The organism is Allobosea sp. (assembly GCF_048595345.1).
GTDB lineage: Bacteria > Pseudomonadota > Alphaproteobacteria > Rhizobiales > Beijerinckiaceae > Allobosea.
This window is the reverse complement of sequence record NZ_JBMDWH010000016.1, coordinates 19,013-43,012: the sequence shown is the minus strand read 5'-3', so window position 1 is coordinate 43,012 and position 24,000 is coordinate 19,013. Positions and strand designations below refer to the sequence as shown.

General features: G+C 67.8%; 25 protein-coding genes and 2 tRNA genes. 11 read left to right on the top strand and 16 right to left on the bottom strand.

Annotation, left to right across the window (positions count from 1 at the left end):
• Positions 1-17 precede the first annotated feature (17 nt).
• The 5 genes from ACOJTB_RS02180 (at position 18) to ACOJTB_RS02160 (ending at position 6,100) form a co-directional block, all read left to right on the top strand.
• Positions 18-263, top strand: a complete 246-nt coding sequence (locus ACOJTB_RS02180) for an acyl carrier protein (protein WP_420100876.1) — start codon at positions 18-20, stop codon at positions 261-263.
• The gene (locus ACOJTB_RS02175; protein ID WP_420100875.1) at positions 263-1,525 is read left to right on the top strand and encodes an acyl-CoA dehydrogenase family protein; all 1,263 of its coding nucleotides are present in this window, start codon (positions 263-265) and stop codon (positions 1,523-1,525) included. Before ACOJTB_RS02180 ends, ACOJTB_RS02175 begins: the two co-directional genes overlap by 1 nt.
• 6 nt (positions 1,526-1,531) lie before the next feature.
• On the top strand, positions 1,532-2,452 hold the full coding sequence (locus ACOJTB_RS02170) for an amino acid--[acyl-carrier-protein] ligase (protein ID WP_420100874.1): 921 nt from the start codon (positions 1,532-1,534) through the stop codon (positions 2,450-2,452).
• Positions 2,453-2,627: 175 nt separating this feature from the next.
• A complete protein-coding gene (locus ACOJTB_RS02165) occupies positions 2,628-3,629 on the top strand; it encodes a DUF1839 family protein (protein WP_420100873.1) in 1,002 nt (333 codons plus the stop codon).
• Between the two features lie 2 nt (positions 3,630-3,631).
• A complete protein-coding gene (locus ACOJTB_RS02160) occupies positions 3,632-6,100 on the top strand; it encodes a glycosyl hydrolase 2 galactose-binding domain-containing protein (protein ID WP_420100872.1) in 2,469 nt (822 codons plus the stop codon).
• On the opposite strand, the gene queA is transcribed toward ACOJTB_RS02160, so the two are convergent.
• The 11 genes from queA to ACOJTB_RS02105 all read right to left on the bottom strand — a co-directional run bounded on the left by queA (position 6,094) and on the right by ACOJTB_RS02105 (position 14,012).
• Positions 6,094-7,200 carry a tRNA preQ1(34) S-adenosylmethionine ribosyltransferase-isomerase QueA gene (queA, locus tag ACOJTB_RS02155; RefSeq protein WP_420100871.1) on the bottom strand — a complete coding sequence of 369 codons (1,107 nt, stop codon included), beginning with the start codon at positions 7,198-7,200 and terminating at the stop codon, positions 6,094-6,096. The genes ACOJTB_RS02160 and queA overlap by 7 nt on opposite strands.
• A 159-nt stretch (positions 7,201-7,359) precedes the next feature.
• Positions 7,360-7,830, bottom strand: coding sequence for a peptidylprolyl isomerase (locus tag ACOJTB_RS02150; RefSeq protein WP_420100870.1), 471 nt, complete (start codon positions 7,828-7,830; stop codon positions 7,360-7,362).
• Entirely contained in the window at positions 7,830-8,480 is a 651-nt protein-coding gene (locus tag ACOJTB_RS02145; protein ID WP_420100869.1) for a hypothetical protein, read from the bottom strand. Before ACOJTB_RS02145 ends, ACOJTB_RS02150 begins: the two co-directional genes overlap by 1 nt.
• A 10-nt stretch (positions 8,481-8,490) precedes the next feature.
• Complete coding sequence (locus ACOJTB_RS02140; protein ID WP_420100868.1) at positions 8,491-9,042, bottom strand: peptidylprolyl isomerase; 552 nt, start codon at positions 9,040-9,042, stop codon at positions 8,491-8,493.
• 507 nt (positions 9,043-9,549) lie between these two features.
• Positions 9,550-9,780: a DUF1467 family protein gene (locus ACOJTB_RS02135; protein WP_420100867.1), complete on the bottom strand. Its 231-nt coding sequence runs from the start codon at positions 9,778-9,780 to the stop codon at positions 9,550-9,552.
• Positions 9,777-10,169, bottom strand: coding sequence for a RidA family protein (locus ACOJTB_RS02130; RefSeq protein ID WP_420100866.1), 393 nt, complete (start codon positions 10,167-10,169; stop codon positions 9,777-9,779). The genes ACOJTB_RS02135 and ACOJTB_RS02130 overlap by 4 nt, the downstream gene beginning before the upstream one ends.
• A 3-nt stretch (positions 10,170-10,172) precedes the next feature.
• Complete coding sequence (gene mce, locus ACOJTB_RS02125; protein ID WP_420100865.1) at positions 10,173-10,577, bottom strand: methylmalonyl-CoA epimerase; 405 nt, start codon at positions 10,575-10,577, stop codon at positions 10,173-10,175.
• A gap of 183 nt (positions 10,578-10,760) precedes the next feature.
• Positions 10,761-11,330, bottom strand: a complete 570-nt coding sequence (locus tag ACOJTB_RS02120) for a PopZ family protein (protein WP_420100864.1) — start codon at positions 11,328-11,330, stop codon at positions 10,761-10,763.
• Positions 11,331-11,520: 190 nt separating this feature from the next.
• Positions 11,521-12,939 carry a TolC family outer membrane protein gene (locus tag ACOJTB_RS02115; RefSeq protein WP_420100863.1) on the bottom strand — a complete coding sequence of 473 codons (1,419 nt, stop codon included), beginning with the start codon at positions 12,937-12,939 and terminating at the stop codon, positions 11,521-11,523.
• Positions 12,940-13,100: 161 nt separating this feature from the next.
• Positions 13,101-13,733 (bottom strand): protein-L-isoaspartate O-methyltransferase family protein, encoded by a 633-nt coding sequence (locus ACOJTB_RS02110; RefSeq protein WP_420100862.1) that lies wholly within the window; start codon positions 13,731-13,733, stop codon positions 13,101-13,103.
• A 205-nt stretch (positions 13,734-13,938) separates the two neighbouring features.
• Positions 13,939-14,012: transfer RNA gene (locus tag ACOJTB_RS02105), tRNA-Cys, on the bottom strand.
• A 163-nt stretch (positions 14,013-14,175) separates the two neighbouring features.
• Here ACOJTB_RS02105 and ACOJTB_RS02100 point away from each other — a divergent pair.
• Both ACOJTB_RS02100 and ACOJTB_RS02095 read left to right on the top strand, forming a co-directional pair.
• A tRNA-Asn gene (locus ACOJTB_RS02100) sits at positions 14,176-14,250 on the top strand.
• 175 nt (positions 14,251-14,425) lie between these two features.
• Entirely contained in the window at positions 14,426-15,877 is a 1,452-nt protein-coding gene (locus tag ACOJTB_RS02095) for a cryptochrome/photolyase family protein (protein ID WP_420100861.1), read from the top strand.
• 15 nt (positions 15,878-15,892) lie between these two features.
• On the opposite strand, the gene ACOJTB_RS02090 is transcribed toward ACOJTB_RS02095, so the two are convergent.
• Positions 15,893-16,681 carry an SDR family NAD(P)-dependent oxidoreductase gene (locus ACOJTB_RS02090; RefSeq protein ID WP_420100860.1) on the bottom strand — a complete coding sequence of 263 codons (789 nt, stop codon included), beginning with the start codon at positions 16,679-16,681 and terminating at the stop codon, positions 15,893-15,895.
• A gap of 156 nt (positions 16,682-16,837) precedes the next feature.
• Here ACOJTB_RS02090 and ACOJTB_RS02085 point away from each other — a divergent pair, with 156 nt between their 5' ends.
• Complete coding sequence (locus ACOJTB_RS02085; protein WP_420100859.1) at positions 16,838-17,554, top strand: alanyl-tRNA editing protein; 717 nt, start codon at positions 16,838-16,840, stop codon at positions 17,552-17,554.
• Between the two features lie 16 nt (positions 17,555-17,570).
• A complete protein-coding gene (gene sseA / locus ACOJTB_RS02080) occupies positions 17,571-18,428 on the top strand; it encodes a 3-mercaptopyruvate sulfurtransferase (protein WP_420100858.1) in 858 nt (285 codons plus the stop codon).
• Between the two features lie 6 nt (positions 18,429-18,434).
• Here sseA and ACOJTB_RS02075 read toward each other — a convergent pair whose 3' ends face one another.
• Entirely contained in the window at positions 18,435-18,923 is a 489-nt protein-coding gene (locus ACOJTB_RS02075; RefSeq protein WP_420100857.1) for a class I SAM-dependent methyltransferase, read from the bottom strand.
• A gap of 239 nt (positions 18,924-19,162) precedes the next feature.
• On the opposite strand from ACOJTB_RS02075, the gene ACOJTB_RS02070 reads away from it, so the two are divergent.
• A complete protein-coding gene (locus ACOJTB_RS02070; protein ID WP_420100856.1) occupies positions 19,163-20,137 on the top strand; it encodes a Bug family tripartite tricarboxylate transporter substrate binding protein in 975 nt (324 codons plus the stop codon).
• Between the two features lie 58 nt (positions 20,138-20,195).
• Here the strand turns inward: ACOJTB_RS02070 and ACOJTB_RS02065 are convergent, their stop codons facing one another.
• Entirely contained in the window at positions 20,196-20,771 is a 576-nt protein-coding gene (locus tag ACOJTB_RS02065; RefSeq protein WP_420100855.1) for a regulatory protein RecX, read from the bottom strand.
• On the bottom strand, positions 20,771-21,190 hold the full coding sequence (arfB, locus tag ACOJTB_RS02060) for an alternative ribosome rescue aminoacyl-tRNA hydrolase ArfB (protein WP_420100854.1): 420 nt from the start codon (positions 21,188-21,190) through the stop codon (positions 20,771-20,773). Before arfB ends, ACOJTB_RS02065 begins: the two co-directional genes overlap by 1 nt.
• Positions 21,191-21,227: 37 nt before the next feature.
• Between arfB and mazG the strand changes: the two genes are divergently transcribed.
• Positions 21,228-22,064, top strand: coding sequence for a nucleoside triphosphate pyrophosphohydrolase (gene mazG / locus ACOJTB_RS02055; RefSeq protein WP_420100853.1), 837 nt, complete (start codon positions 21,228-21,230; stop codon positions 22,062-22,064).
• Positions 22,065-22,087: 23 nt separating this feature from the next.
• On the opposite strand, the gene glmS is transcribed toward mazG, so the two are convergent.
• Positions 22,088-23,914, bottom strand: a complete 1,827-nt coding sequence (gene glmS, locus ACOJTB_RS02050; RefSeq protein ID WP_420100852.1) for a glutamine--fructose-6-phosphate transaminase (isomerizing) — start codon at positions 23,912-23,914, stop codon at positions 22,088-22,090.
• Between the last annotated feature and the right edge of the window lie 86 nt (positions 23,915-24,000).

Here is a 24,000-nt window from a genome sequence, read left to right as displayed (position 1 = left end):
GAGGACAGAGCAGGACCATGAAGAGCAAGATCCGCGCGATCCTGGCGAAGACCGCCAAGCTGCCCGTCGATGTCGCGACGTTGCGCGACGACGACGACCTGTTCAACGCCGGCCTCACCTCCTTCGGCACGGTCGAGCTGATGATGGCGCTGGAAGAGGCGTTCGATCTCGAATTCCCCGATAAGATGATGAACCGGCGAAACTTCGCTTCGATCGATGGCATCGAGCAGGCGTTGCAGAGCATCCTGAGCGAGCACGCCTGATGAACGCGCCCGCCCGCCGGGCCAAGCCCGCTCCGTCGCAGGAAGAGGCCGCCCCGGCTCCTTCCGCCGTGCTGGTCGATCTGGCCGGCCGCGCCGCAGCCGATAAGGCGCTGATCGGCGCCGCACGCCGGGTCGCGAAGATCGCGGCGGAGCATGCGGCTGATGTCGATGCGCGTTCGCGCTTCCCTCACGAAGCTTTCGATGCGCTGAAGCGCGAGCGCCTGCTCGGGATCATGATCCCCGCGACGCAGGGCGGCGAGCAGGCGAGCCTGCCGGTCATCGCCGAAATCTGTAGCATTCTTTCGCAGGCCTGCTCCTCGACCGGCATGGTCTATGCGATGCACCAGATCAAGGCGTCGAGCCTCGTCGTTCATTGCGGCGGCGACGCCTGGCATCGCGGCTTCATGGAGCGGGTCGCCCGCGAGCAGCTGCTGCTGGCCTCGGCGACCACCGAAGGGGGCGGCGTAGGCGGTGATCTGCGGAGTTCCGTCTGCGGCGTCGTGCGCGACGGCGATGATTTCACGCTGGAGAAGGCAGGCTGCCTGATCTCCTATGGCGCACAGGCCGACGCCATCCTGATCACCGCCCGGCGCACGCCGGAGGCGCCGCCTTCCGACCAGGTGATGGCCGTCATCACCCGCGACCAGTACCGGCTCGAGCGCAGCCATGTCTGGGACACGATGGGCATGCGCGGCACCTGCTCGGACAATTTCACCTTCGCCGGCCGCGCGCCGGCGGCGCAAATCATCCCGACGCCCTTCGCGGAGATCGCGGCCCAGTCCATGCTGGCCCATGCGCACCTGCTCTGGGCGTCGATCTGGTACGGGATCGCGTCGGAGGCCGTCCATCGCTGCGAGACCTTCGTCCGGGCCGAGGCGCGCAAGAAGCCGGGCTCGACCCCGCCAGGCGCCCTGCGTCTCGCCGAATTGCTGGCGAAGCTGCAGGCCTTCAAGGCGCTGATCGTCGCCGGGCTCGACAGCTATGAGCGCGCCCGCGGCGATGCCGACGAGCTCTCCTCGATGGGCTTCGTCGTCGCGATGAACAGCATCAAGATCACTGCCTCGCAGAGCCTCGGTGAGATCGTGTGCCAGGCCTTCCCGATCTGCGGCATCCAGGGCTATCGCAACGACAGCCCCTTGAGCCTGGCGCGGCTGATGCGCGACGCGCTCTCGGCCCCGATCATGATCAACAACGACCGTATTCTCGGCAACACCTCCAACCTGCTGGCCGTGTACAAGCACGATTCCAGCCTCTCCCGGTGATCCCGCATGTGCCAGAACTGCAACCAGCCGCAGGGCTTCCTCGCGCAGCTGATCGATGACGGCCTGCTGATCGATACAGGCGTCGATGGCCTCTATGGCCGCAGCGGCCTGTTCGAGGAGGTGATCGCCCGGTTCGACGATCTGATCACCCGCTATGGCGCGCAAGACGGGGCCGAGGTGGTTCGCTTCCCCCCGGCGATGAACCGCAAGCATTTCGAGAAGAGCGGCTATCTCAAGAGCTTCCCGCAGCTCGCCGGTACGGTGCATTCCTTCGCCGGAGACGAGAAGGCCCATGCGCAGCTCCTGCACGATCTCGCCGATGGCGTGGACTGGACCGACGGACAGGTCTCGACCGAGGTCGTGCTGACGCCGGCCGCCTGCTACCCGCTCTACCCGGTCGTCGCCAAGCGCGGACCGCTCAAGGAAGACGGCGCGCTGTTCGACCTGCAATCCTACTGCTTCCGCCACGAGCCCTCGAAGGACCCGGCCCGGATGCAGCTGTTCCGGATGCGCGAATATGTCCGCTTCGGCACGCCCGAGCAGGTCACCGAGTTCCGCGCGCAATGGCTCGAGCGCGGGCAGGAGATGATGACATCGCTCGGCGTGCCGCTCGATGTAGATGTCGCCAACGACCCCTTCTTCGGCAGGGCCGGCCGCATGCTCGCCAACAACCAGCGCGACCAGCGGCTGAAATTCGAGCTTTTGATCCCGATCGAGAGCCAGGAGAAGCCGACCGCCTGCCTCTCCTTCAACTATCATCAGGACCATTTCGGCACGACCTGGGGCATCCAGACGGCGGCCGGCGAGACGGCCCATACCGCCTGCGTCGGCTTCGGCATGGAGCGCGTCGCGCTCGCATTGTTCAAGCATCACGGCACCGACGTGGAATCATGGCCGGAGGCCGTGCGCGACGTGCTCTGGGGGTGACAATCCCCATTGGCTTTGGAGCCGCTGCGTCATCCCGGACAAGCCGCGAAGCGGCGCCGATCATGGATCCATCGGAGGGCGCCGGAGCTTTTCGATGGATCCCGGGGCAAACCCGGGATGACGGGGCGGATGTAATAGGCGTCGAAGCGACGCGACAAACGAAGGGACGCGGCGCATGACCGCCCATTCCGTCATCGAACAGCCGGCCGCCAAGGCCCTGCTGCCGGTCGATCCGCTGGCCTATCGCCCCCATGCGATACATCAGGGCGAGCGGCATTGGCCGCAGACCAATTGCTATGCGGATCTGTGGATCGAGATTCTTCACGCGCTCGGGAGCGAGCCGGCGGCGGCCTTCGGCTTCACGGTCGCGCAGGATTTCGAGGGCGACCAGTTCACCTTCTTCAAGCCGCCGCTCGACGATCTGGAAGCACTCTACGGGCTACAGGTGACGGAACTCGCGCTCTATGACGATCTGATCGGCCATATCGAGCAGCAGATCGCGCGCGGGCGGCTCGTGCTGCTCGAACTCGATTCCTACTACATGCCCGACACCAAGGGGCTGTCCTATCGCGAGAGCCACGGCAAGACGACGATCGCGGTCAACCGGCTCGACCGCGCCGGGCGGCAGCTCGACTATTTCCACAATGACGGCTTTCACCGCGCCGTGGCCGAGGATTTCGACGGTCTGTTCCGCCTGCTGCCCGGCCAGCAGCGCGAGGATACGCTGTTTCCCTATGCGGAAATGGCGCGCCTGCCGGCCCGCCTGCCGGACGAGGAGGCCTTGAAGGCGACCGCCCGCCGGCTTCTGGCCCGCCACATCGCACGGCGCCCGGAGGCCAACCCCGTTACGGCTTATCGCGCCGTGGCGATGGCGCAGGCCGCGGCGCTGGCCGAGCGGCCCGGCAACGCCTTCCATCTCTACGCCTTCAACACGCTGCGCCAACTCGGCGCGAATTTCGAACTGCTGGCGAGCCATCTCGCCTGGCTGGACGAGGCGGCGTTCGCGGAAGCGCGCGATGCCGCCCTGCGGATCGCGGGAGGCGCCAAGATCGCGCAGTTCCATCTGGCTCGTGCCATGAAGCAGAAGCGCTTCGAGCGCTTCGACACCGCGCTGGGCGAACTCGCGGCGGCCTGGGACGCGGTGGGCGAGGCGCTGGCGCATCGCCTGCCCGCCTGAGCATGGCCCGCATCCTCGCCCGTTCCGGCGAAAGCATCGCGCGTCTTGCGAACTGGCAATGGCTCGCCACCCCGGCCGGCGCCATCGACAGCCCTGCGACCCTGCCCGGCGAGGGCTGGCATGAGGCGGCCGCGCCCGGCACGGTCGCCGGGACGCTGCGCAACCAAGGTCGCCTCGACGAAGCCGGCGCGGCCTCCATCGCCGATCAGGACCATTGGTATGTGACGCGGCTGAATGCGCCGCTTGCGGGGGCGTTGCGCTTCGAAGGACTCGCCACGATCACCGAGATCTGGATCGGTGGCGAGAAGCGAGCCGAGAGCGCCTCCATGTTTCTGCCGGTCGAGCTGACGGTGAAGGCGGACGCCGGCACCGCCATCTCCCTCTGCTTCCGTGCGCTGAACCCCAAGCTCGCCTCCGCGCCGCGCCGCTCGCGCTGGCGGCCGGCGATGATCCAACCCAACGGGCTGCGCTGGTTCCGCACCACGGCTTTGGGCTCGGCTCCCGGCTGGTGTCCGCCCGGCCTGCCGACCGGGCCCTATCGGCCGGTCACGCGCGTCGAGCGCCAGACCTGCGCTCGCGCCATCGGCGGCATCGATCTGCGAACGGGCTATGAGGGGGGCACCGGCACGGTCTCGCTCACGATCCGGCTGAGCGAAAGCTCGCCTGCTCCGACCGATGCGCTGCTGCGCTGCGCTGGCGCGGAAGCCCCTCTCCGCCCCACCGACCCCGATACCCTCTCCGGCACCCTCTCCCTCCCTGGAATAGCGCCCTGGTTTCCGCACACCCATGGCGAGCCGGCCCTGCACGGTTTGACCGTCACGCTCGGCGGCGAAACCCTCGATCTCGGCCGCATCGGTTTTCGCTCGCTCACCGTCGATCGCCGCGCTGATGGCGACGGCTTCGGCCTCATCGTCAACGGAGTGCCGGTGTTCTGCCGCGGCGCCTGCTGGAGCAGCGCCGATGTGACCACGCTGGCCTGCGGGCGCGCGGCCTATGAACCCTGGCTCCGGATGGCGCGCGAAGCGGGGATGAACATGATCCGCGTGCCGGGCGTCATGGCTTATGAGGACGAGTCCTTCTTCGCGCTCTGCGACGAGCTCGGCATCATGGTCTGGCAGGAGATGGCGCTCGCCAATTTCGATTATCCGCAGGCTGACGAGGGCTTCCGCGACGCGATCCGGGCCGAGGCGGAGCATCTGCTGGACCGGACACAGGGCTCGCCATCTCTCGTCGTGCTGTGCGGCGGCAGCGAGGTGTTCCAGCAGGCGGCGATGCTCGGCGCACCGCCCGAGGCGTGGTCGGGGCCGGTCTTCGACGAGCTCCTGCCCGCCGTCGTCGCCGCGAAGCGCCCCGACATCGCCTATGTCCCGAACTCGCCTTCCGGGGGCGCCCTGCCCTTCGTCGCCAATGCCGGCGTGACGCATTACTACGGCGTCGGCGCTTATATGCGCGATCTCGACGATGCCCGCCGGGCAGAGGTTCGTTTCGCGGCGGAATGCCTTGCCTTCGCCAATGTGCCCGAAGAGGTTTCGCTGGCCGGCGGCCATATGCCTGCCATCACGCATCACCCCGAGTGGAAGCGCGGCGTGCCGCGCGATGCCTCCGCATCCTGGGATTTCGAGGATGTGCGCGATCATTATCTCGGACGCCTTTACGGGCTCGATCCCGCCCGGCTGCGTCGCGAGGACCCGGAGCGCTATTTCGCCCTCTCCCGCGCCACCGTCGCGGAGGTGATGGAGGCGAGTTTCGCCGAATGGCGCCGCCCGGCCTCGCCGACGCGCGGCGCCCTGGTCTGGCTGCTGCAGGACCTTCGGCCCGGCGCCGGCTGGGGCGTTATCGCCAGCGATGGCGAACCGAAATCCGCCTGGTATGGGCTCCAGCGCGCCTTCCGGCCGGTCCAGCTCACCATCACCGACGAAGGCGTCAACGGGCTGGCGCTGCATCTGATTAATGAACGGCCCGAGGCTGTTTCCGCCATTGTCGAACTGACCTGTTGGCGCGAGGGGCACCTCGCCGTGGTCAAGGCCTCGCGCGAGGTGACGCTGGACGCGCGCTCGGCGCGGACACTGTCCGCCTTCGAGCTGATCGGGCGCTTCTTCGACATCACCTACGCCTATCGCTTCGGCCCGCCCGGGCATGACGCGACGTCTGTCCTGCTGCGCGATGCGGTGAGCGGCGCGGTTCTGGCGGAGGCCTTCCATTTCCCGCTGGGGCGCGGCCATGAGCGGCACGAACTCGGTCTGTCGGCCGCGCTCGAGGCTGATGGAGAGAGTTGGTCTGTGCGCATCGCGGCGGAGCGCTTCGCGCAATCGGTCGAGATCGTCGATGCCGGCTGGCGGCCAGCGCAGAACTGGTTCCACCTCGCGCCGGGCGAAGAACGGCTCGTCGCCCTCAAACCCCGTCGCACTGGCCTCGGCCGTCCGAGCGGCTTCGCCAGGGCCGTGAACGGACGAAGAGAAGCCGGCTACTGATCGCCAGCAGCCGGCTCTCCAAGGCCGGCGCGGAACAGCAGGCTGCCATCGCCATAGCTGTAGAAGCGATAGCCCTCGCCGATCGCGCGGGCATAGGCGCGCCTCATCACGTCGAGCCCGCAAAACGCCGAGACGAGCATGAAGAGCGTCGAGCGCGGCAGGTGGAAATTCGTCATCAGGACATCGACAAAGCGGAAGCGATAGCCGGGCGTAATGAAGATCGCGGTGTCGCCGCTGAAGGGGCGGAGCGTGCCGTCCTCCCCCGCCGCGCTTTCCAGCAGGCGCAGAGAGGTGGTGCCCGCAGCGACGATGCGTCCGCCTCGCGCCTTCACGGCATTGAGTGCCTCGGCGGTCTCGGCCGAGACCGAGCCCCATTCGGCATGCATGCGGTGCTCGGCGGTATCCTCGGCCTTGACGGGCAGGAACGTGCCGGCCCCGACATGGAGGGTGACGAAATGGCGAGAGACGCCGCGGGCCTCCAGCGCATCGAACAATCCCGGCGTGAAATGCAGTCCCGCGGTCGGCGCGGCGACGGCGCCCTCGTGCCTGGCATAGGCAGTCTGGTAGTCGGCCGCGTCGGCGGCATCGGCCGGTCGCTTGCCGGCGATATAGGGCGGAAGCGGCAATTCGCCGAGTCGGGCGATGGCCTCGTCGAGATAGGCGCCGCTGAGATTGAAGCGCAGCGCGACTTCGCCGCCCTCCCCCTTGGCGGTGACCTCCGCCTGGAGGCGCGCGAGTTCGCAGGCATTGTTCGCGCCCTCACCGTCGAAGACGAGCGTCTCGCCGAGCGCGATCTTTTTGGCGGGCCGCGCGAAGGCGAGCCAGCTATCACCGCTTTCGCGCTTGTGCAGCATGATTTCGACGGCGGCGGAGACATCGCCGCGCCAGCGCCGGCCGCGCAGCCGCGAGGGGATGACGCGGGTGTCGTTGAGCACCAGCGCATCGCCGGGCTGGAGCAGCAAGGGCAGGTCGCGGACGACTCGATCCGACAAGGCCTGACCGGGACGGACAACCAGCAGGCGCGCCGAGTCGCGCGGGCTGACCGGCCGCAATGCGATCCGCTCCTCGGGCAGCTCGAAATCGAAAAGATCGACGTTCATGGCCTAGCGAGCCCGCCTCTCAAAACGAAGCGAGCCCTCATCCGAGGAACGAGCGCAGCTCGTGTCTCGAAGGATGGTCCAGCATCGACTGGAACCGCCCTTCGCGACGCCGCGCGAGCGCGGCTCCTCAGGACGAGGGCTCGCCCTTGATCGAACGGCTCAGGCCGCGTCGGCCATCACCTTCATCGAGACGATGGAATCGGGATCGCGCACCGGTTCGCCGCGCTTGATGCGGTCGACATTCTCCATGCCTTCCACAACCTGGCCCCAGACGGTGTACTGCTTGTCGAGGAAGCGGGCGTCGTCGAAGACGATGAAGAACTGGCTGTTGGCCGAGTTCGGGTTCTGGGCGCGGGCCATGGAGCAGATGCCGCGCACATGCGGCTCGGCATTGAACTCCTGAGCGAGATCGGGGTGTTTCGAGCCGCCGGTGCCGGTGCCGTGCGGGCAGCCGACCTGGGCCATGAAGCCGTCGATCACGCGGTGGAACACGATGCCGTCATAGAAGCCTTCGCGGGCGAGCTGCTTGATGCGCTCGACATGCTTGGGGGCGAGGTCGGGGCGCAGCTGGATCACCACCTTGCCCTTGGTGGTTTCCATCACGATGGTGTTTTCCGGATCGAGCGACATCAGCTCTGCCTTTCGTTGGACGGCACGCGGCCGTGGAAGCGTAGGGTGAAGGGTCGCCCCGCGATACTCGCTCCGAGGTCCTTCGACAACCTCATCGGCGTGCAACGCTTGACCGCCGCGATGGCGGACTGGGCGAAAATGTTCTGAAAGCCGGCATCGCCGCGCCGCGTTTCCCACGCGATGCGCGGCTGGCCGAACAACGTGCCGTCGCGGCGCAGGCTGAAGCGGACGGTCACCATCGCGCCGGTCAAATCCCCCGGCAGGGGCGGCGGCGACCAGCAGCGGGCAATGGCGGGGCCGATCGCATCGAGCCTGGCGAGAGGCTCTCCACCGTCGGCGGACTCGGCCGGGGCCACGCTGCCGACCAGCCCCAACTCGCCGGAGCCGCGGCGCAAGGCACCCTGCCCGCCGACGGGCCGCTGCTGCAGGCCCGGAATATCGCTGGACCCGCCGAAGCGACCGCCGATGCCGGGATCGTAGCGCTGCCCGCTCGGCGGCGGCAAAACCGGGTTCTGCGAGCCGGAAGGCGGCGGCAGCACCGGGTTCTGCGAACCGGACGGGGGCGGCAGGCCGAGATCATGCGTCTGCTGCGCCATAGCGGTCTGGGCCACCAGCAACAGAAGAAGAATGACACCGGCCCGGCCGATCATGCGCGGCGCCTTACTTGGCGTCGGCCTGCATCCGCATGGTCACGATCTTGTCGGGGCTCGAGACGACGCCGTTATTGGCGGACGAGCCCTTCTTGATCTTGCGGACGGCATCCATGCCGGAGACCACCTCGCCGAAGAGCGTGTACTGGCCGGTCAGCGAGCCGCAGCCCTCATAGCAGATGAAGAACTGCGAATTGGCCGAGTTCGGTGAGGACGAGCGGGCCATGCCGACCGAACCGACCTTGAACGGGGTCTGGCCGAATTCCGCCGGAATATTAGGCAGGTCCGAGCCGCCGGTGCCGGTGCCGGTCGGGTCACCCGTTTGCGCCATGAAGCCGTCGATCACGCGATGGAAGACGATGCCATCGTAGAAGCCGCGCTTCACCAGAGCCTTGATCTGGGCGACATGCTTGGGCGCCAGATCCGGGCGCAGCTGGATGGTGACCGGGCCGTCCTTCGTCGTCAGCACCACCGTGTTGTCCGGATCGGCCTTGGGCGCCTGAGCATGGGCGAGCCCGAGGGACGCCAGGAAGGCGAGAGCGGCAAACGTGCTGCGCAGCATGAAAATCTCCATCGCCGCAGGGATTCTGCGGTCCTTAGCCCCGATAGCCATAAGCTTTGACAGGAACAAGGCACCCTATCGAGACTGTGCGTGACGCCATCTTTCGCCGGCGGAAGCGATCTCGATGGGCCCGGCGCCTGCCGCAGACTCGTTTCTGCCGCACGACCGCATGCGTTGTCCTGGGACAATCCTTTCGCTTTCGGCGTCTGCGACTCGGTGAATGTTGCACTGCACAAGTGCAGCGGAGATTAAATTTGCAAAAAGTTGCGGCTGCACCTGCTCAAATGGGTGACAGCTCCGTCACAATCGGCTAGTCATTTCCTCGCTGGGCACGCTTTGTTGACCAAGGCGCCGCGGACCAGGTCTCGGGAGGAAAAGCGCACTGCCGTATATGAGCCTTACGCGCTCAGACGTGTGCCGATACGGTGGACATAAGCGCACTAAACAAGGCAAGGCGAAAGCCTTGCCTTTTTCTTTTGCCGGATCGAGACAGCGCCCGACGCTGCCTCAGACGTCGAAATGCGACCAGCCATACCAGACGAAAGCGAAGACGAGCGCCGCGATCACCGATGTGATGGCGGCCTTCTTCAGCAGGCCGGGCAGAACCGGTGCGCCCGGCTCGGTGCCGGCCACGGTCTCGCCCGCTTCGTGCTGGCTGCGCACGCCGAAGGGCAGGACGGCGAACAGCACCGTCCACCAGATCACGAAATAGACGGCGAGCCCGCTCGCGATGCTCATGATGGCCGCCCAGCCAGCGCGATGCAGGAAAAGGCGACACGCGCCGGCGTCGGCACGCCGAAACGGGCAGTGTGGCGCGCCGGCAATCCGCCCGGGAAATGCCGGACATATTCCGCGTTGCAGGCGGCGTAATCGGCCGGATCGCTGATCAGCATCGTCATCTGCACCACCCGGTCGAGAGATGAGCCGGCTTCCCCCAGGATTTCGGCGATCCGGCCCAGCGCGTTGCGCACCTCCTCGGCCGGGGTCTCGCCGCGATGGATACCGGCCGCCGGATCATGCGGCGCCGAATGCCCCGAGACGAAGACTAACCCGGCGGCGACCGTCGCGGCGCTGAAGGGGCGGGGCGAATCCGGCTCCGGCGGGCCGAGAAAGGCGATGTCGGACATCGGTCAGGCCTGCTCAAGTTCGACGAGCGTGCCGAGAAAGTCCTTGGGGTGGAGGAACAGCACCGGCTTGCCATGGGCCCCGATGCGCGGCTCGCCCGAACCCAGGACGCGGGCGCCCTGCTCCTTGAGTCGATCGCGTGCGGCGATGATGTCGTCGACCTCGTAGCAGATGTGGTGGATGCCGCCATCGGCGTTGCGCTCCAGAAATTTCGCGATCGGCGACTCCGCTCCCAGCGGCTCCAGCAGCTCGATCTTCGTGTTCGGCAATTCGACGAAGACCACAGTGACGCCATGCTCCGGCTGCGGGAGGGGCTGCGAAACACGGGCGCCGAGCGTGTCCCGATACAGGGCCGTCGAGGCCGAGAGGTCCTTCACAGCGATGGCGACATGGTTGAGCCGTCCGATCATCCGTCCCTCCGAACTGATTCAGGCCGGGCTTACGATAAGGCCGCGCCGCAACGCCGCTCCGGCGCCGCACCACCATGCGGCCGGCATCGAGCGACGACAAGCGCCGTCTCGCGGGAGTGCCGACCGCTCGAGACGGGCCATCGGATCACCCCGAAAACGGATGCCGTTTCTCGCTCCGGTGAACTAACCTCTGCCGCCGCGTGCGACGCGCTCGATCTCGGCGCGCACCAGACGCTCCACCATCGTCGGAAGATTGTCGTCGAGCCAGGCCTTCAGCATCGGCTTGAGCATGTCCTTGACGAGGTCTTCGAGCGTACGGGCATTGTTGCTCAGCACCGTGTTCGCCAGCTGCCCGAAGGCGCTGGTCACGGCGGAGCTCGCCTGGTCGGACAAAAGCGAGGCCATGTCCATCGCGGGCTGCGGCCGTGCGGCCATGACAGGCTCGGGCATCGGCGGCGGCAGCGGCGCGGGCTCCGGCTCAGGCAGCGCCATGACCGGCGGAGGTTCGGGCTGCGCGAAATCGAGGTCGAAATCGCCGTCGTCGGGCGCCGGAGCCGGCTCGGGATCCGGCGTCGGCGGCGCAATGAAGGCCGCTTCGGAGCCCAGATCGAGCACGTCCTCGTCCAGCGGCACCGGCTCGGGAGGCTCTTCGGCCACCGGGGCGGGCTCGACGGCAGGGGCCTGCGCCTCCTCGGCGGGCTTGGCCTCATCGTCGGAAATGATCCGACGGATGGAGGCCAGGATTTCCTCCATCGACGGTTCGTTAGGCTTCGCTTGCGCGTTCATGACAGTCTGGACCGTTCGACAGCGCGCGCGCCGATTGAATCAACGCCGCTCGATAACGGCAGTATTCCATCAGACTCGCAGCGCACAAGCTGCCAGGCCCCTCTCCCACAGGAGAAATCCGCGCTGCCGCCGATCGTTGGCGTGGCGCGCGCGGCTTTCAACGGCCATCGGGCGTTTGAGTGCCCCAGAGCAGGCCCTTGACCTGGTCGTAGTGCTGGCGCGCATCATAGGCCTCGGCCTTCAGCCGCAGCGTTTGCGCCGAGAGCTTCCCGGTGGCGGAAAGAACAGAGTAGGAGGCGACCACACGGTCGCGCTGGGCGCTGACGAGGCTGGAGCGCGCGCTGACCAGCGCCTGCTGGGCGTTGAGCACGTCGAGTGTGGTGCGCTGGCCGACCTTCGCCTCTTCGCGCACGCCGGCAAGAGCGGTGGTGGCGGCCTGCACCTGCGCCTGCGCAGCGGTGATCTGCGCCTTGGCGGCCTCCAGGCCGCCCCAGGCCGAGACCAGAGCGGCACGAACCGTGTCGCGCTGGGTGTCGACCTCGATGCGCCGCTGGCCCGCTGTTTCCTTGGCCTGCCGCGTGGCGGCATAGACCTGACCGCCCTCGTAAATCGGGATCGTCAGCGAGCCGACCACGCTGGCAGAGACGCGGTTGTCGCCGTAATACTGGCTGTCATAGCGCTGCTGGACGGTACCGGTGACGCCGAAGACCGGGTAGAGGCTGGCCTCGGTCACCTTGACCTGAAGCTCGGCGGCATCGACGCCATGCTGGGAGGCGACGATGGCGGGGTGGTTGACCAGCGCCTGATTGAGGGCGACCGGCAGCGATTTGGGCAGCAGCGCCTCGACCGGCCGGGCCGGCGCAAGCTGACGCGGTTCGGCGCCGACATTCTGCCGGTAGCGCGCCACCGAGGTCTTGAGGTTGGATTCGGCCAGGATCGCCTGAGACTGGGCCGCGGCCAGGCTGGCCTCCGCTTGGGCGACGTCCGTCCGGGTTACTTCGCCGACCTGGAAGCGATCGCGCGTCTGACGAAGCTGCTCTTCCAGAACCTCGACGTTGTTCCGGTTGAGATTGAGGATCGCGGTGTCGCGCAGCACGTTCATATAGGAGGTGGCGGCGTCGAGCAGCACGTTCTGCTCGGTGTTGCGCAGCGTCGCGCGGGCGCCGAGCACCTGCGATTCGGACTGGCTCACCTGGGCGCGCGTCTTGCCCGAATCGAAGATATTTTGGGTGATCTGTACGCCGGCGCCGCGCGGGCCCAGCTTCGAGGTGCTGCTGGTGTGGAACGGCGAGGAGGTCGCGCCGCCCGGAATTTCGCTCTGCGTGATGCTGGCGCCGATATCGGCCGAGGCGGTGATCCTGGGGCGGTAGCCCGACAGGGCCTGCGGCACGTTTTCGTCAGTCGCGCGCACCGAAGCACGCTGCGCATTCAGGGTCGGATTGGCGTTGTAGGCCCGCGCCAGCGCGGCCTCCATCGTCTGCGCCATGGCGGCGCCGGATGGCCCGACCGCGAGCATGCCGGCCAGGGCCGCTGTCGCGGCGAGGGCCAGCTTCGTTCTATCGATTCGTGTGTCCACTGGACGCCTCTCGTGCGCACTCAACGTCGCGCCCAGGCATCGCCCCAGCCTCGGCAGTAAAGAGAATCCTTCATAGCCCGATCAGGCCGGCCCGCCAACGCATGCCGGGTTTCAATCAGGCTTCCACCCACAGGTGCCGCAAAAATGCGACACCCTTACCATCAGAAGGTGAAGGCGGCGGGCCGCCGGAATTCCGGCAGTTCGGGCGCGTAGGCATCGAACACGGTGCGGCCCGACACCACCTCGCCGGATTTCTGGTAGAGCCGCACCCGCGCGGCCCGGCCGACACCCTCGACGACCACCAGGCGGCCCTCGTCGCGCAGCAGCGTGAACAGGCTCGCAGGCTGGATCTCGCAGGCGCCGCCGACCAGGATGGCGTCGAAGGAGCCGGCGGCCGGCGGCTTGTCGAGCACGGTGACGCCGGCGGACGCCAGAGCGTCCGCAGCGAAGGCGCGGGCGGCTTCCTCGGGCTCCCAGAGTGCGGCCTTGGCGCCGATATGAGCCATCAGCGCGGCGCCATAGCCACTGCCACCGGCATATTCGAGAACGTCTTCGCCCGGCTCGACATCGAGCGTCTGGATCATGCGGGCGACGACCATCGGGGCCATGAGCGCGCGGCCCGTGCCCGGCAGGGCGATGGGATGGTCGAGATAGGCCAGATGCGCCGCGCCCGCCGGCACGAAAGCCTCGCGAGGCACGGCGTCGGCGGCGGCCAGCACGGCGCGGTCCGTGACGTCGTAGGTCCGCAGCTGGCAGTCCACCATGTTGCGGCGAAGCGCGAGAAAACCTTCCATGCCGAATTCTCCGTCAGCGGCACATGGGCGCCGATCGCGCGGCCGGGCGCGGAGCCCCGCCGGCACGGTCCCATCGGCACCGATCATGGCAGCTTTCTGTTCGAGTGCAGCGCAAAAGGCAAGCGCGCCGTCATGCTGCCGCAGGCGCAGCTCATTCGTGTCCGAACGGAGGTTTCGGCGATCTGCTGCGGCATTGCTGGATTATTGGAGGCCTCGCCCGGAATCGAACCGGGGTGCAAGGATTTGCAGTCCTCTGCGTAACCACTCCGCCACGAGGCCATCCGCAGGCGGCGTTGCCTGCCCGCGACGACGCAATAACCACAAGCCGCGCATGGCTGCAAGCCGCAAGGCCCGTTTCGCGACGCTGTGAAGACGATTGTCAATTGCCGGCGAAAAGGGGGTTGCGCCCCTGCCCGGTCGCCGCTATTACCCCGGCCACCGTTCCCGGATAGCTCAGCGGTAGAGCAATCGACTGTTAATCGATTGGTCGCAGGTTCGAATCCTGCTCCGGGAGCCAGCTCTTCAGAGCCTCGCGCCACAGGCGCCCTCCTCCACCTAAAAACGAGCTTTCGTTCCTAAAATCCGGAGCGAAAAGGCGATCATGCGCCTTTGCCGGTGATCCGAAACCGCGTCCGCGCGGTAGATGGTTTCGGGCGCGCCCGCAGGAAGGCGCGGTGGTTTCGCGAGGCTTCATGACACGCCGTCTGCACTGGTTCCGGGACGATCTGCGCCTCGCCGACAACCCGGCGCTGCACGCCGCCGCCGATGATGGCGAGGTTCTGTGCCTCTATATTCTCGACGAGGGCGGGAATCGCCGGCCGCTCGGGGGCGCCGCGCGCTGGTGGCTCTCGCGTTCGCTGGCGCAATTGTTCGAATCGCTTCGCGCCAAGGGCGGGGAACTGGTGCTGATGCGGGGCGACCCGGCGACGATTCTGCCGGATGTCGTCGAGGGCGCCGGAATCAGCCATGTCACCTGGACGCGGCGCTACGAGGCGGCCGCGATCACGCTCGACAAGCGCATCAAGGAAACCCTGTCGGATGCGGGCGTGACGGTGACCAGTTGCAATGGCCACTTGCTGAACGAGCCTTGGGAGGTGGTCAGCAAGGCCGGCCAGCCGATGAAGGTGTTCACGCCTTATTGGCGCGCCGCGCGCGAACGCGGCGAGCCCGGCCAGCCGCTGGCCGCACCGGCGAGGGTCAGCCCGTTGAAACTGCCGAAGGCGCTGGCTTCCCAAGCTCTCGATCTCGCCGATCTCGCCCTCGAGCCACAAAAGCCCGACTGGACCGGCGGGATGCGCGAGGCCTGGACTCCCGGGGAAGCCGGCGCGCAGGCGCAGCTGGAGGATTTCATCGGCGACGGGCTCGCCGGCTATGCCGAGGATCGCAACCGCCCCGACAAGCGCAGCACCTCGCGGCTTTCTCCCCATCTGCGCTTCGGCGAAATCTCGCCGCGGCAGATCTGGCACGCGCTGGCCATGGCGCGCGAGACGGGAGAGGCCGCGGGCTCGGACAAGGACGCCGAAAAATTCCTCTCCGAGCTGGGCTGGCGGGAATTCTCCTATCACCTGCTCTTCCACAATCCGGAGCTGGCGAGCCGGAACTACGATTCGCGCTTCGACGCTTTTCCCTGGCACCGCGACGACGAGGCGCTGAGGCGCTGGCAGCGCGGACGCACCGGCGTGCCGCTGGTCGATGCCGGCCTGCGCGAATTGTGGACCACCGGCTGGATGCACAACCGCGTCCGGATGGTCGTCGCGTCCTTCCTGATCAAGCATCTGCTGCAGGACTGGCGCGCCGGCGAGGACTGGTTCTGGGACACGCTCGTGGACGCCGACCCGGCCAACAATGCGGCGAGCTGGCAATGGGTGGCCGGGTCAGGCGCCGATGCCGCCCCTTATTTCCGGGTCTTCAACCCCGTCACGCAGGGCGAGACCTGGGATCCGAAGGGCGATTACGTCCGCCGCTGGGTGCCCGAGATCGCGGCGCTGCCCGATTCGCTGCTGCACCAGCCTTGGGAGGCGAGGAAAGCCGAGTTAAGCGCGGCCGGAATCACACTCGGCGAGACCTACCCGAAGCCGATGGTCGATCTCGCCTTCGGCCGGCAGCGGGCGCTGGAGGCCTTTGCCGCGATCAAGGGTAGCTGAAGCAACGGGGCCGGGTCAGATCCGGCGCGCGACCTGCCGCATCAGCGCGAAATACAGCGGATAGGGCAGGATCCGCGCCAGTTTCAGCAGCCATGTGAGACGGCGCGGAAAGGTGATCTCGAAGCCGCCGCCGGCCAGGCCGTCGGCAACCCGCCGCGCCGCCGCCTCGACGGGCATCAGGAAGGGCATGGAAAAGCCGTTGCCCTCGGTCATCGGCGTCACCACGAAGCCTGGGTTGACCACCTGAAGGGTGATGCCGTCGGCAGCACAGTCGCCGCGCAGCGATTCGCAGAAATGGATCATGGCGGCTTTCGAGGCGCCGTAGGCGGCAGCTCCCGGCAGGCCGCGATAGCCGACGAGCGAGGCCGTGACTGCGATCTGCCCCCGTCCCCGGCGCGTCATGGCCGGCAGCACCGGCGCCAGCGACCGCAGCACCCCCAGCACATTGACGGCGAAGGTCGCCTCCGCCGCGGCGAGGTCGAAGCCCCTGCCCCGCTCGCGCGTGCCCGTCGCCACGCCCGCATTCAGAAAGGCGAGCGCGATCGGGCCGTGGACCGCCTCGATCGTCTCGACGAGGCCGGCCATCGCCGCGGCATCGGTCACGTCGCCCGCGTGAGCGACGATCCGGCCCGGCAGATGTTCCGACTTCCGAGCGAGCCCTTCCAGCAGATCGAGGCGCCGGGCGGTCGCCGTGACCGTCCATCCACGTTGCGCCAGTTCCAGCGCGACGGCTGCGCCAATTCCCGAGCTCGCGCCCGTGATCCAGGCGACACCGTCCTGCGGTGTCATGCGTGGCAGCGCCATGGTGGACCTCGTCTTCCCCGGCAGCGACTATAGACCCACAGAGATTGCGGAAAGATGTGCAGGCTCCACGCCTCGGCCCCGCGCCGAGCCCTGTGGCGCGGCGCTATCGCTTCAGGCAGTCTTCCCGCCCGCCTTCCTGCACGCGAGACCATGCCGATGCCGACAGAATTGCTCTTCCGCGACGACGCCTATCTCAGGGAGGCTGAGGCCTCGGTCATCGCCGTCAACGAGCGCGGCGGCATCGAACTCGATCGCACGGTGTTCTACGCCACCGGCGGCGGGCAGCCGGGTGATGCCGGCAGCTTGCGCCGCTCCGATGGCAGCGCGATCGCGATCGGCACTGCGATTTACGACCCGCAGGACAAGAGCCGCGTGCTGCATGTGCCTCTCGAAGGTCAGCCGGTGCCGCAGCCGGGCGAGACGGTCACGGTCGTGCTGGATTGGGAGCGGCGCTTCAAGCGCATGCGGATCCACACCGCGCTGCATCTGCTCAGCGTCGTACTGCCCTATCCCGTGACCGGGGGCTCGATCGGCGAGGGCGACGGCCGGCTGGATTTCGACATTCCCGAGGGCGGGCTCGACAAGGCCGAGGTGGCGGAGAAGCTCAACGCGCTGATCGCCCGCCATGCCGATATCTCCGATCGGTGGATCAGCGACGAGGAGCTCGACGCCAATCCCGGCCTCGTCAAGACGATGTCGGTTAAGCCGCCGCGCGGTTCGGGCCGGGTCCGTCTCGTCGCGATCGGCGATATCGACCTGCAGCCCTGCGGCGGCACGCATGTGCGCAACACCGCCGAGATCGGCCTTGTCGCTGTCACGGATATCGAGAAAAAGGGCAAGCAGAACCGGCGCGTGCGTATCGCGCTGGCCTGAGGCTTTCGAGGACATCATGGCTTACGACGCGGTTTTCGTTTCCACCGCCTGGCTGGCCGAGCGGCTGGACGCGCCCGATATCGTGGTGGTGGACGGCTCCTGGTATCTGCCGGCACAGAACCGGGACGCTGCTGCGGAGTATGCCGAGCGTCGCATTCCGGGCGCGGTGCGCTTCGATATCGACGCGGTCAAGGACAGCGCGAGCGACCTGCCCCATATGCTGCCGCGCCCGGAGGCGTTCGCCGCCGCCGTCGGCGCGCTGGGCATCGGCGACGGCATGCGGATCGTTGTCTATGACGGGCCGGGCCTGTTCTCGGCGCCGCGCGTGCGCTGGACCTTCAAGACCTGCGGCGCCCGCGACGTGGTGATTCTCGAAGGTGGCTTCGCCGCCTGGGAGAAGGAGAACCGGCCGATCGAGCACGGCGCGCCGCGCGCCCGCGCCGCCCGCAGCTTCACCGCGAGGCTCGACCATTCAGCCGTCGCCACGGCCGACGATGTGGCGCGCGCGCTCGATGCCGGCTCGGCGCAGATCATCGATGCGCGCCCTGCCGACCGCTTTCGCGGTGAGGCGGCCGAGCCGCGCCCGGGCGTGCGCTCCGGCCATATGCCGGGCGCGCTCAACGTGCAGGCAACGGCGCTGGTGGCGGATGGCCGCTTCAAGGACGCGCCTGCCCTCGCCGCCGCCTTCGCAGACGCGGGCACAGATCTCGATCGGCCGGTGATCACCAGCTGCGGCTCGGGCGTCACCGCCGCGATCCTCGCCACGGCTCTGGAGACCATCGGCAAGCCGGTGCGCGCCCTCTATGACGGCTCCTGGAGCGAATGGGGCGCGAGCGACAGGCCGATCGCGACCGGTCCGGCCAAGCCGCGCTGACAGGCTTCAGCCGGCGCGATAGGCGAAATAGCGCCCGGCCGGCACGCCCTCCGGCAGGCTGACCGCCTGGAGTGCCGGTTCGGTCAGCGCCCAGCCGCTGACGACGAGCGCGCCCGGCCGCGCCAGCGCGACGATTTGCGCCGGCAGCCAGGCGAAGGCGACCACATCGTTCTCCGGCACGCCGGTGGTGACGTCGGCATGGATCAGCGCCGCCGTACCTGCATGATCGCGCGCGAAGATCGGCAGAGTCTCGGCCATGTCGCCGACGACCAGCCGGTCGGCCGGCGGCATCGAGCGCGGATTGGGGCTCGGCTTCTTCTCGAACACATAGATGTCGCGGCCCGGCAGCATCTCGCGCAGATGATCGTAGGTGCGGCCATTGCCGAGCCCGAGTTCGAGCACCGGCCCGTGCGTTCCGGCGATGCTCGCCGCCGCCCAGTTCAGCAAGAGGCGCTGCGCCTCGAGGCGGCGGATGAAGCTGTCGAGCCTGCTCAAGCTTGGATCCTTTCCCGATGGGCACAAGCGGCCGAAGATGATGGCGCCGGCCGAAGTTGCGCTCGCTTCCACAGATCATGCGCCGGAGTGGCAGGCAACGCCCGGGACAGGCTCGGGTTCAGCGCCGGTCGCGCGCATCTAAAGTCGTAGACGCCGCAGGTTGCCCGCGGCACGCGCCTGGTGTCGCAATGGGCCATCGGCCGCAAAGAGCCGCTTTGCATGTGCAAGGGAGAGCGCCCATGACCACCACTCGCCGCGCGGCCTTGGCCGCGCTCGCCGCATGTGCGGCCATGCCCGGCGCGCCTGCGCTGGCCCAGTCCTGGCCGCAGCGCCCGATCACCTTCATCGTGCCTTTCCCCGCGGGCGGAGGAACGGATGCCTTCGCCCGGCCGCTCGCCACAGCGCTCGATCCTCTGCTGGGGCAGCGCGTCATTATCGAGAATCGCGGCGGTGCCGGCGGGACGGTTGGCGCATCGGCGGCGGCGAAAGCGGCATCGGACGGCTACACCTTCTTCGTCGGCGCGGCTCATCACGCCATCGCACCGGCGCTCTATCCGAAGCTCGACTACAATATCGAGACTGACTTCATCCCCATCGCCCTCGTGGCGGTGCCGCCGCAAGTCGTGGTGGTCAATCCCGCGGTTCCCGCGAAAACACTGTCGGAGCTGATCGACTATGCCCGGAAAAATCCGGAGAAACTGAACTTCGCCTCGGCCGGAGCAGGGACGACGCACCATCTCGCGGGCGAGCTGTTCCAATTGCAAACCCATACGAGGCTGACCCATGTTCCGTATCGCGGCGCCGGCCCCGCGCTGCAGGACATCGTCGCGGGACAGGTCGATCTGCTGTTCGACGGCCTCGGCTCGTCCGCGCCGCAGATCCAGACCGGGCGGCTGCGCGGGCTGGCGGTGGCAGCGGCGACGCGATCCGACGCCATTCCGGATGTGCCGACCGCGAAGGAAGCCGGTCTGCCGCAATTCGAGGTCGCGACCTGGTATGCACTCTTTGCGGTGAAGAACACGCCGCCCGAGATCGTCACGCGCATGCGCAACGAGGTCGCCAAAGCCCTGAAGACCCCGATGGTGACCGACGCCTGGGCCCGCAACGGCTCGCCGATCCCCACGATGGAGCCGGAGGCCCTGCCCGCCTTCGTCAAGGCCGAGGTCGCGCGCTGGGGAGCGGTTGTGAGGGAAGCGCAGGTCAAGCTGGAGTGAATCGCCGGAGCCAGGCGGGTTGCCGGCGTCAGACGGATTCGACGTCCGCCGTCCGGGCTCAGCCGGCGGCCTTTTCGGGCGAGATTTCGCCATCGACGACGGCGCGGGCCAGCGCGGCTGAAAATCCGGCGCGCGCCAGGGCAGCGACCTCCTTTTGCCGATCGAAGGGCCGGTCGGGCCGGCGCCAAGGGCCGATGCGCTTGCGGCGAGCCGCGATCATCACGGCTGAGCGCTCGGCGGCCTCGTCATCGCCGCCGGCCTGTGCGGCAAGGTCGCGGGGAACGCCCTTGGCCGCGAGCTTGGCCGCCACCGCCCGGCCCGACTGGCCTTTCCGGCGCAGGCTGGCGGCCCGCGCCTGCGCAAAGCGTTCGTCGTCGATCAGACCGGACGAGACGCAGCGCGCCACAATCGCATCCCGCATCTCCGCGAAGGCCGCCGGGTCCTGTTCGTGATGGCGGCAACTGGCCACGATCTTGCGCTGGAGCACCCGCCGCACCTGCTCGGCGGGCGCGGCATAGCGCTCCAGATAATGCATCGCGGCACGCTGCAGATAATCGGCGCTGATGCGCCGGGGAACCCTGCGCGGCTTTTCGTGAGCCGATTTCTGCAGGCGTGGTTTCTCGTCGCTCTCCATCAATCCGACACCGGCCGGGACCGGCCCGCCTTCACGCCGGAGCGTCGTTCCTTGGAGGCAAGGCGCCGCTCCTTGGAGGCCTTGGTCGGCTTGGTGGCGCGGCGGATCTCGGGCCTGACGGATGCCTGGCGGATCAACTCGACCAGCCGCTCGACCGCCTCCTCGCGGTTGCGCTTCTGGCTGCGCTGGCTCTGCGCGACAATGACGATCACCCCGTCCTGCGTCAGGCGGCTGCCAGCGAGCTTCATCAGCCGGATCGCGACATCGTTCGGCAGAGACGGCGAATGGCGGGCGTCGAAGCGGATCTGCACCGCGCTCGACACCTTGTTGACGTTCTGACCGCCGGGACCGGAGGCGCGCACTAAGCTTTCCTCGATTTCGCTCTCGTCGATCGCGATGGACGGCGTGACTTGAATCATGGGAGGAGACTAGCGCAGTTCACGGAGTTTCGCAGCGTTGCAGCCCTCTCGCGACATCGCCCGGCTGATCGAGATCATGGCCGCCCTGCGCACGCCCGGCACCGGCTGTCCCTGGGATCTGGAACAGGACTTCGCCTCGGTCGCCCCCTTTACGGTCGAGGAGGCCTACGAGGTCGCCGATGCGATCGCGCGCGGCGATCTCGTCGATCTGAAGGACGAGCTCGGCGATCTGCTGCTGCAGGTGGTGTTCCACGCCCGCATGGCCGAAGAGGAAGGCGCTTTCGCCTTTCCGGACGTGGTCGAGGCGATCACCGCCAAGCTTATCCGCCGCCACCCGCATGTCTTCGGCGAGACCCGCGACCTGACGCCGGCCGAGGTGAAAACGCTCTGGCACCGCATCAAGCTCGCGGAAAAGACCGAGAAGGCCGCTGCCCGCGCCGCTGCCGGCCTGCCGCCGAGGCAGGAGGATCGCGGCGTGCTGGCGGGGGTGGCCGAGACCCTGCCAGCGCTCACCCGTGCCTGGAAGTTGCAACAGCGCGCCTCCAGCGTCGGCTTCGATTGGAACGATGCAAGGCTCGTCCTCGCCAAGATCCGGGAGGAGATCGACGAGGTCGACGAGGCGCTCGCCGCCGGCGACAAGGCCGCGATGCGCGAGGAGGTCGGCGACCTGCTCTTCGCCGTCGCCAACCTGGCACGCCATCTCGACGCCGAGCCGGAAGGCGCGCTGGCCGCCGCCAATGCCAAATTCGAGCGCCGCTTCAAGGGGATCGAGGCGGCGCTGGAGGCACAGGGCGGCAGCCCCGCCGAAGCGAGCCTCAAGGAGATGGAAGCCCTCTGGCAGGCGATGAAACGCCAGGAAAAAGCAAGCGGCTGAGAGGCGGCGGGTGCCGCCTCCCGTCACTCGACCGTGACGGATTTCGCCAGGTTGCGCGGCTGGTCGACGTCCTTGCCCATATAGACGGCCGTCTGATAGGCGATCATCTGCACCGGCAGCGCATAGACGATCGCCGCGAAGACCGGGTCCATATCGGGCATCACGATCGTCGCCTCGGGCTCGATGCCGGCTTCGGCGGCGCCCTGTTCGTCGGTGATGAGGATGATGCGCCCGCCGCGCGCGGCGACCTCCTGCATGTTCGACGCGGTCTTCTCGAAGAGCGCATCATGCGGCGCCACGACGATCACCGGCATCTCGGGGTCGATCAGCGCGATCGGCCCGTGCTTGAGCTCGCCCGCCGCATAACCTTCGGCGTGGATATAGCTGATTTCCTTGAGCTTCAGCGCGCCTTCCAGGGCAAGCGGAAAGCTGGTGCCGCGCCCGAGATAGAGCACGTCTCTGGCGCGCGAGAGCTTCTGCGCCAGCTGTTCGATCTGCGGCTCCAGCGCCAGCGCCTTGGCCATCAGCCCCGGCAGGGCGATCAGGTTCTGGACATGCCGGGCCTCGTCCTCGGCCGAAAGCGTGCCGCGCGCCCGCGCGGCAGCCAGCGCCAATGCGGCAAAGACGGCGAGCTGGCAGACGAAAGCCTTGGTCGAGGCGACGCCGATCTCCGGGCCGGCGAGCGTCTGCGCCACCGCATCGCTCTCGCGCGCGATGCTCGAGGTCGGAACGTTGACGATGGACAGGATGCCCTGCCCGTTCTGACGCGCATAGCGCAGCCCTGCCAGGGTGTCGGCCGTCTCGCCCGATTGCGAGACGAACAGCGCCAGCCCGTTCTCCGGCAGCGGCGCCTCGCGATAGCGGAACTCGGACGCGACATCGATCTCGACCGGCAGGCGGGCGAGACGCTCGAACCAGTATTTCGCGATCAGCCCGGCATAGAATGAGGTGCCGCAGGCGCCGATCGTCAGCCGCGAGAGGCTCTTCCAGTCGATCTTGTCTCCGAAGGGCAGGCGCACCTTGCCGGCGGCCATGTCCAGATATTGCGTCAAGGTATGGCCGACGACCTCGGGCTGCTCATAGATCTCCTTGGCCATGAAGTGGCGGTGATTGCCCTTTTCGACCAGGAAGGCGCCGGAGGCGACGCGCTGGGCGCGGCGCTGCACGATCGCATTGGTCTTGTCGTAGAAGGTGGCGCCGCGCCGATGCAGCACCACCCAGTCGCCCTCGTCGAGATACGCGATGAGATTGGTGAAGGGCGCCAGCGCCAGCGCGTCAGAGCCCAGATACATCTCGCCATCGCCGATGCCCACCGCCAGCGGCGAGCCCTTGCGGGCGCCGATCAGCAGGTCTTCCTCGCCCTGGAACAGGAAGGCGAGCGCGAAGGCGCCGTTGAGGCGCGGCAGGCTGGCCGCCACCGCATCTACCGGCGTCTTGCCGCGATCGAGCTCACGGGTAACGAGATGAGCGACGATCTCGGTGTCCGTCTCGGTCTCGAAGACATAGCCGTCGGCCTGCAATTCGGCGCGCAAATCGCGGAAATTCTCGATGATGCCGTTATGGACGACCGCGAGCTTCTCGGTCGCGTGCGGGTGGGCATTGACCTCGTTGGGCTTGCCATGCGTCGCCCAGCGGGTGTGGCCGATGCCGATCATGCCGTCGAGCGGCTCGTTCGAAAGCCGGACTTCCAGGTTCTTCAGCTTGCCCTCGGCCCGGCGGCGGGCCAGCCGGCCTGCTTCCAGCGTCGCGACACCGGCAGAATCGTAGCCGCGATATTCGAGCCGCCGCAGCGCCTCGACGACCTGGGTCGCGACCGCTTCCTTGCCGAGAATCCCGACGATGCCACACATGGGCGAACCTCTTGAAAACGTGACGATGCGGCAGGAGATAGCCGCGAAACGCCAGCCCGCCTAATCAATCTGCATGTCGAACTGTG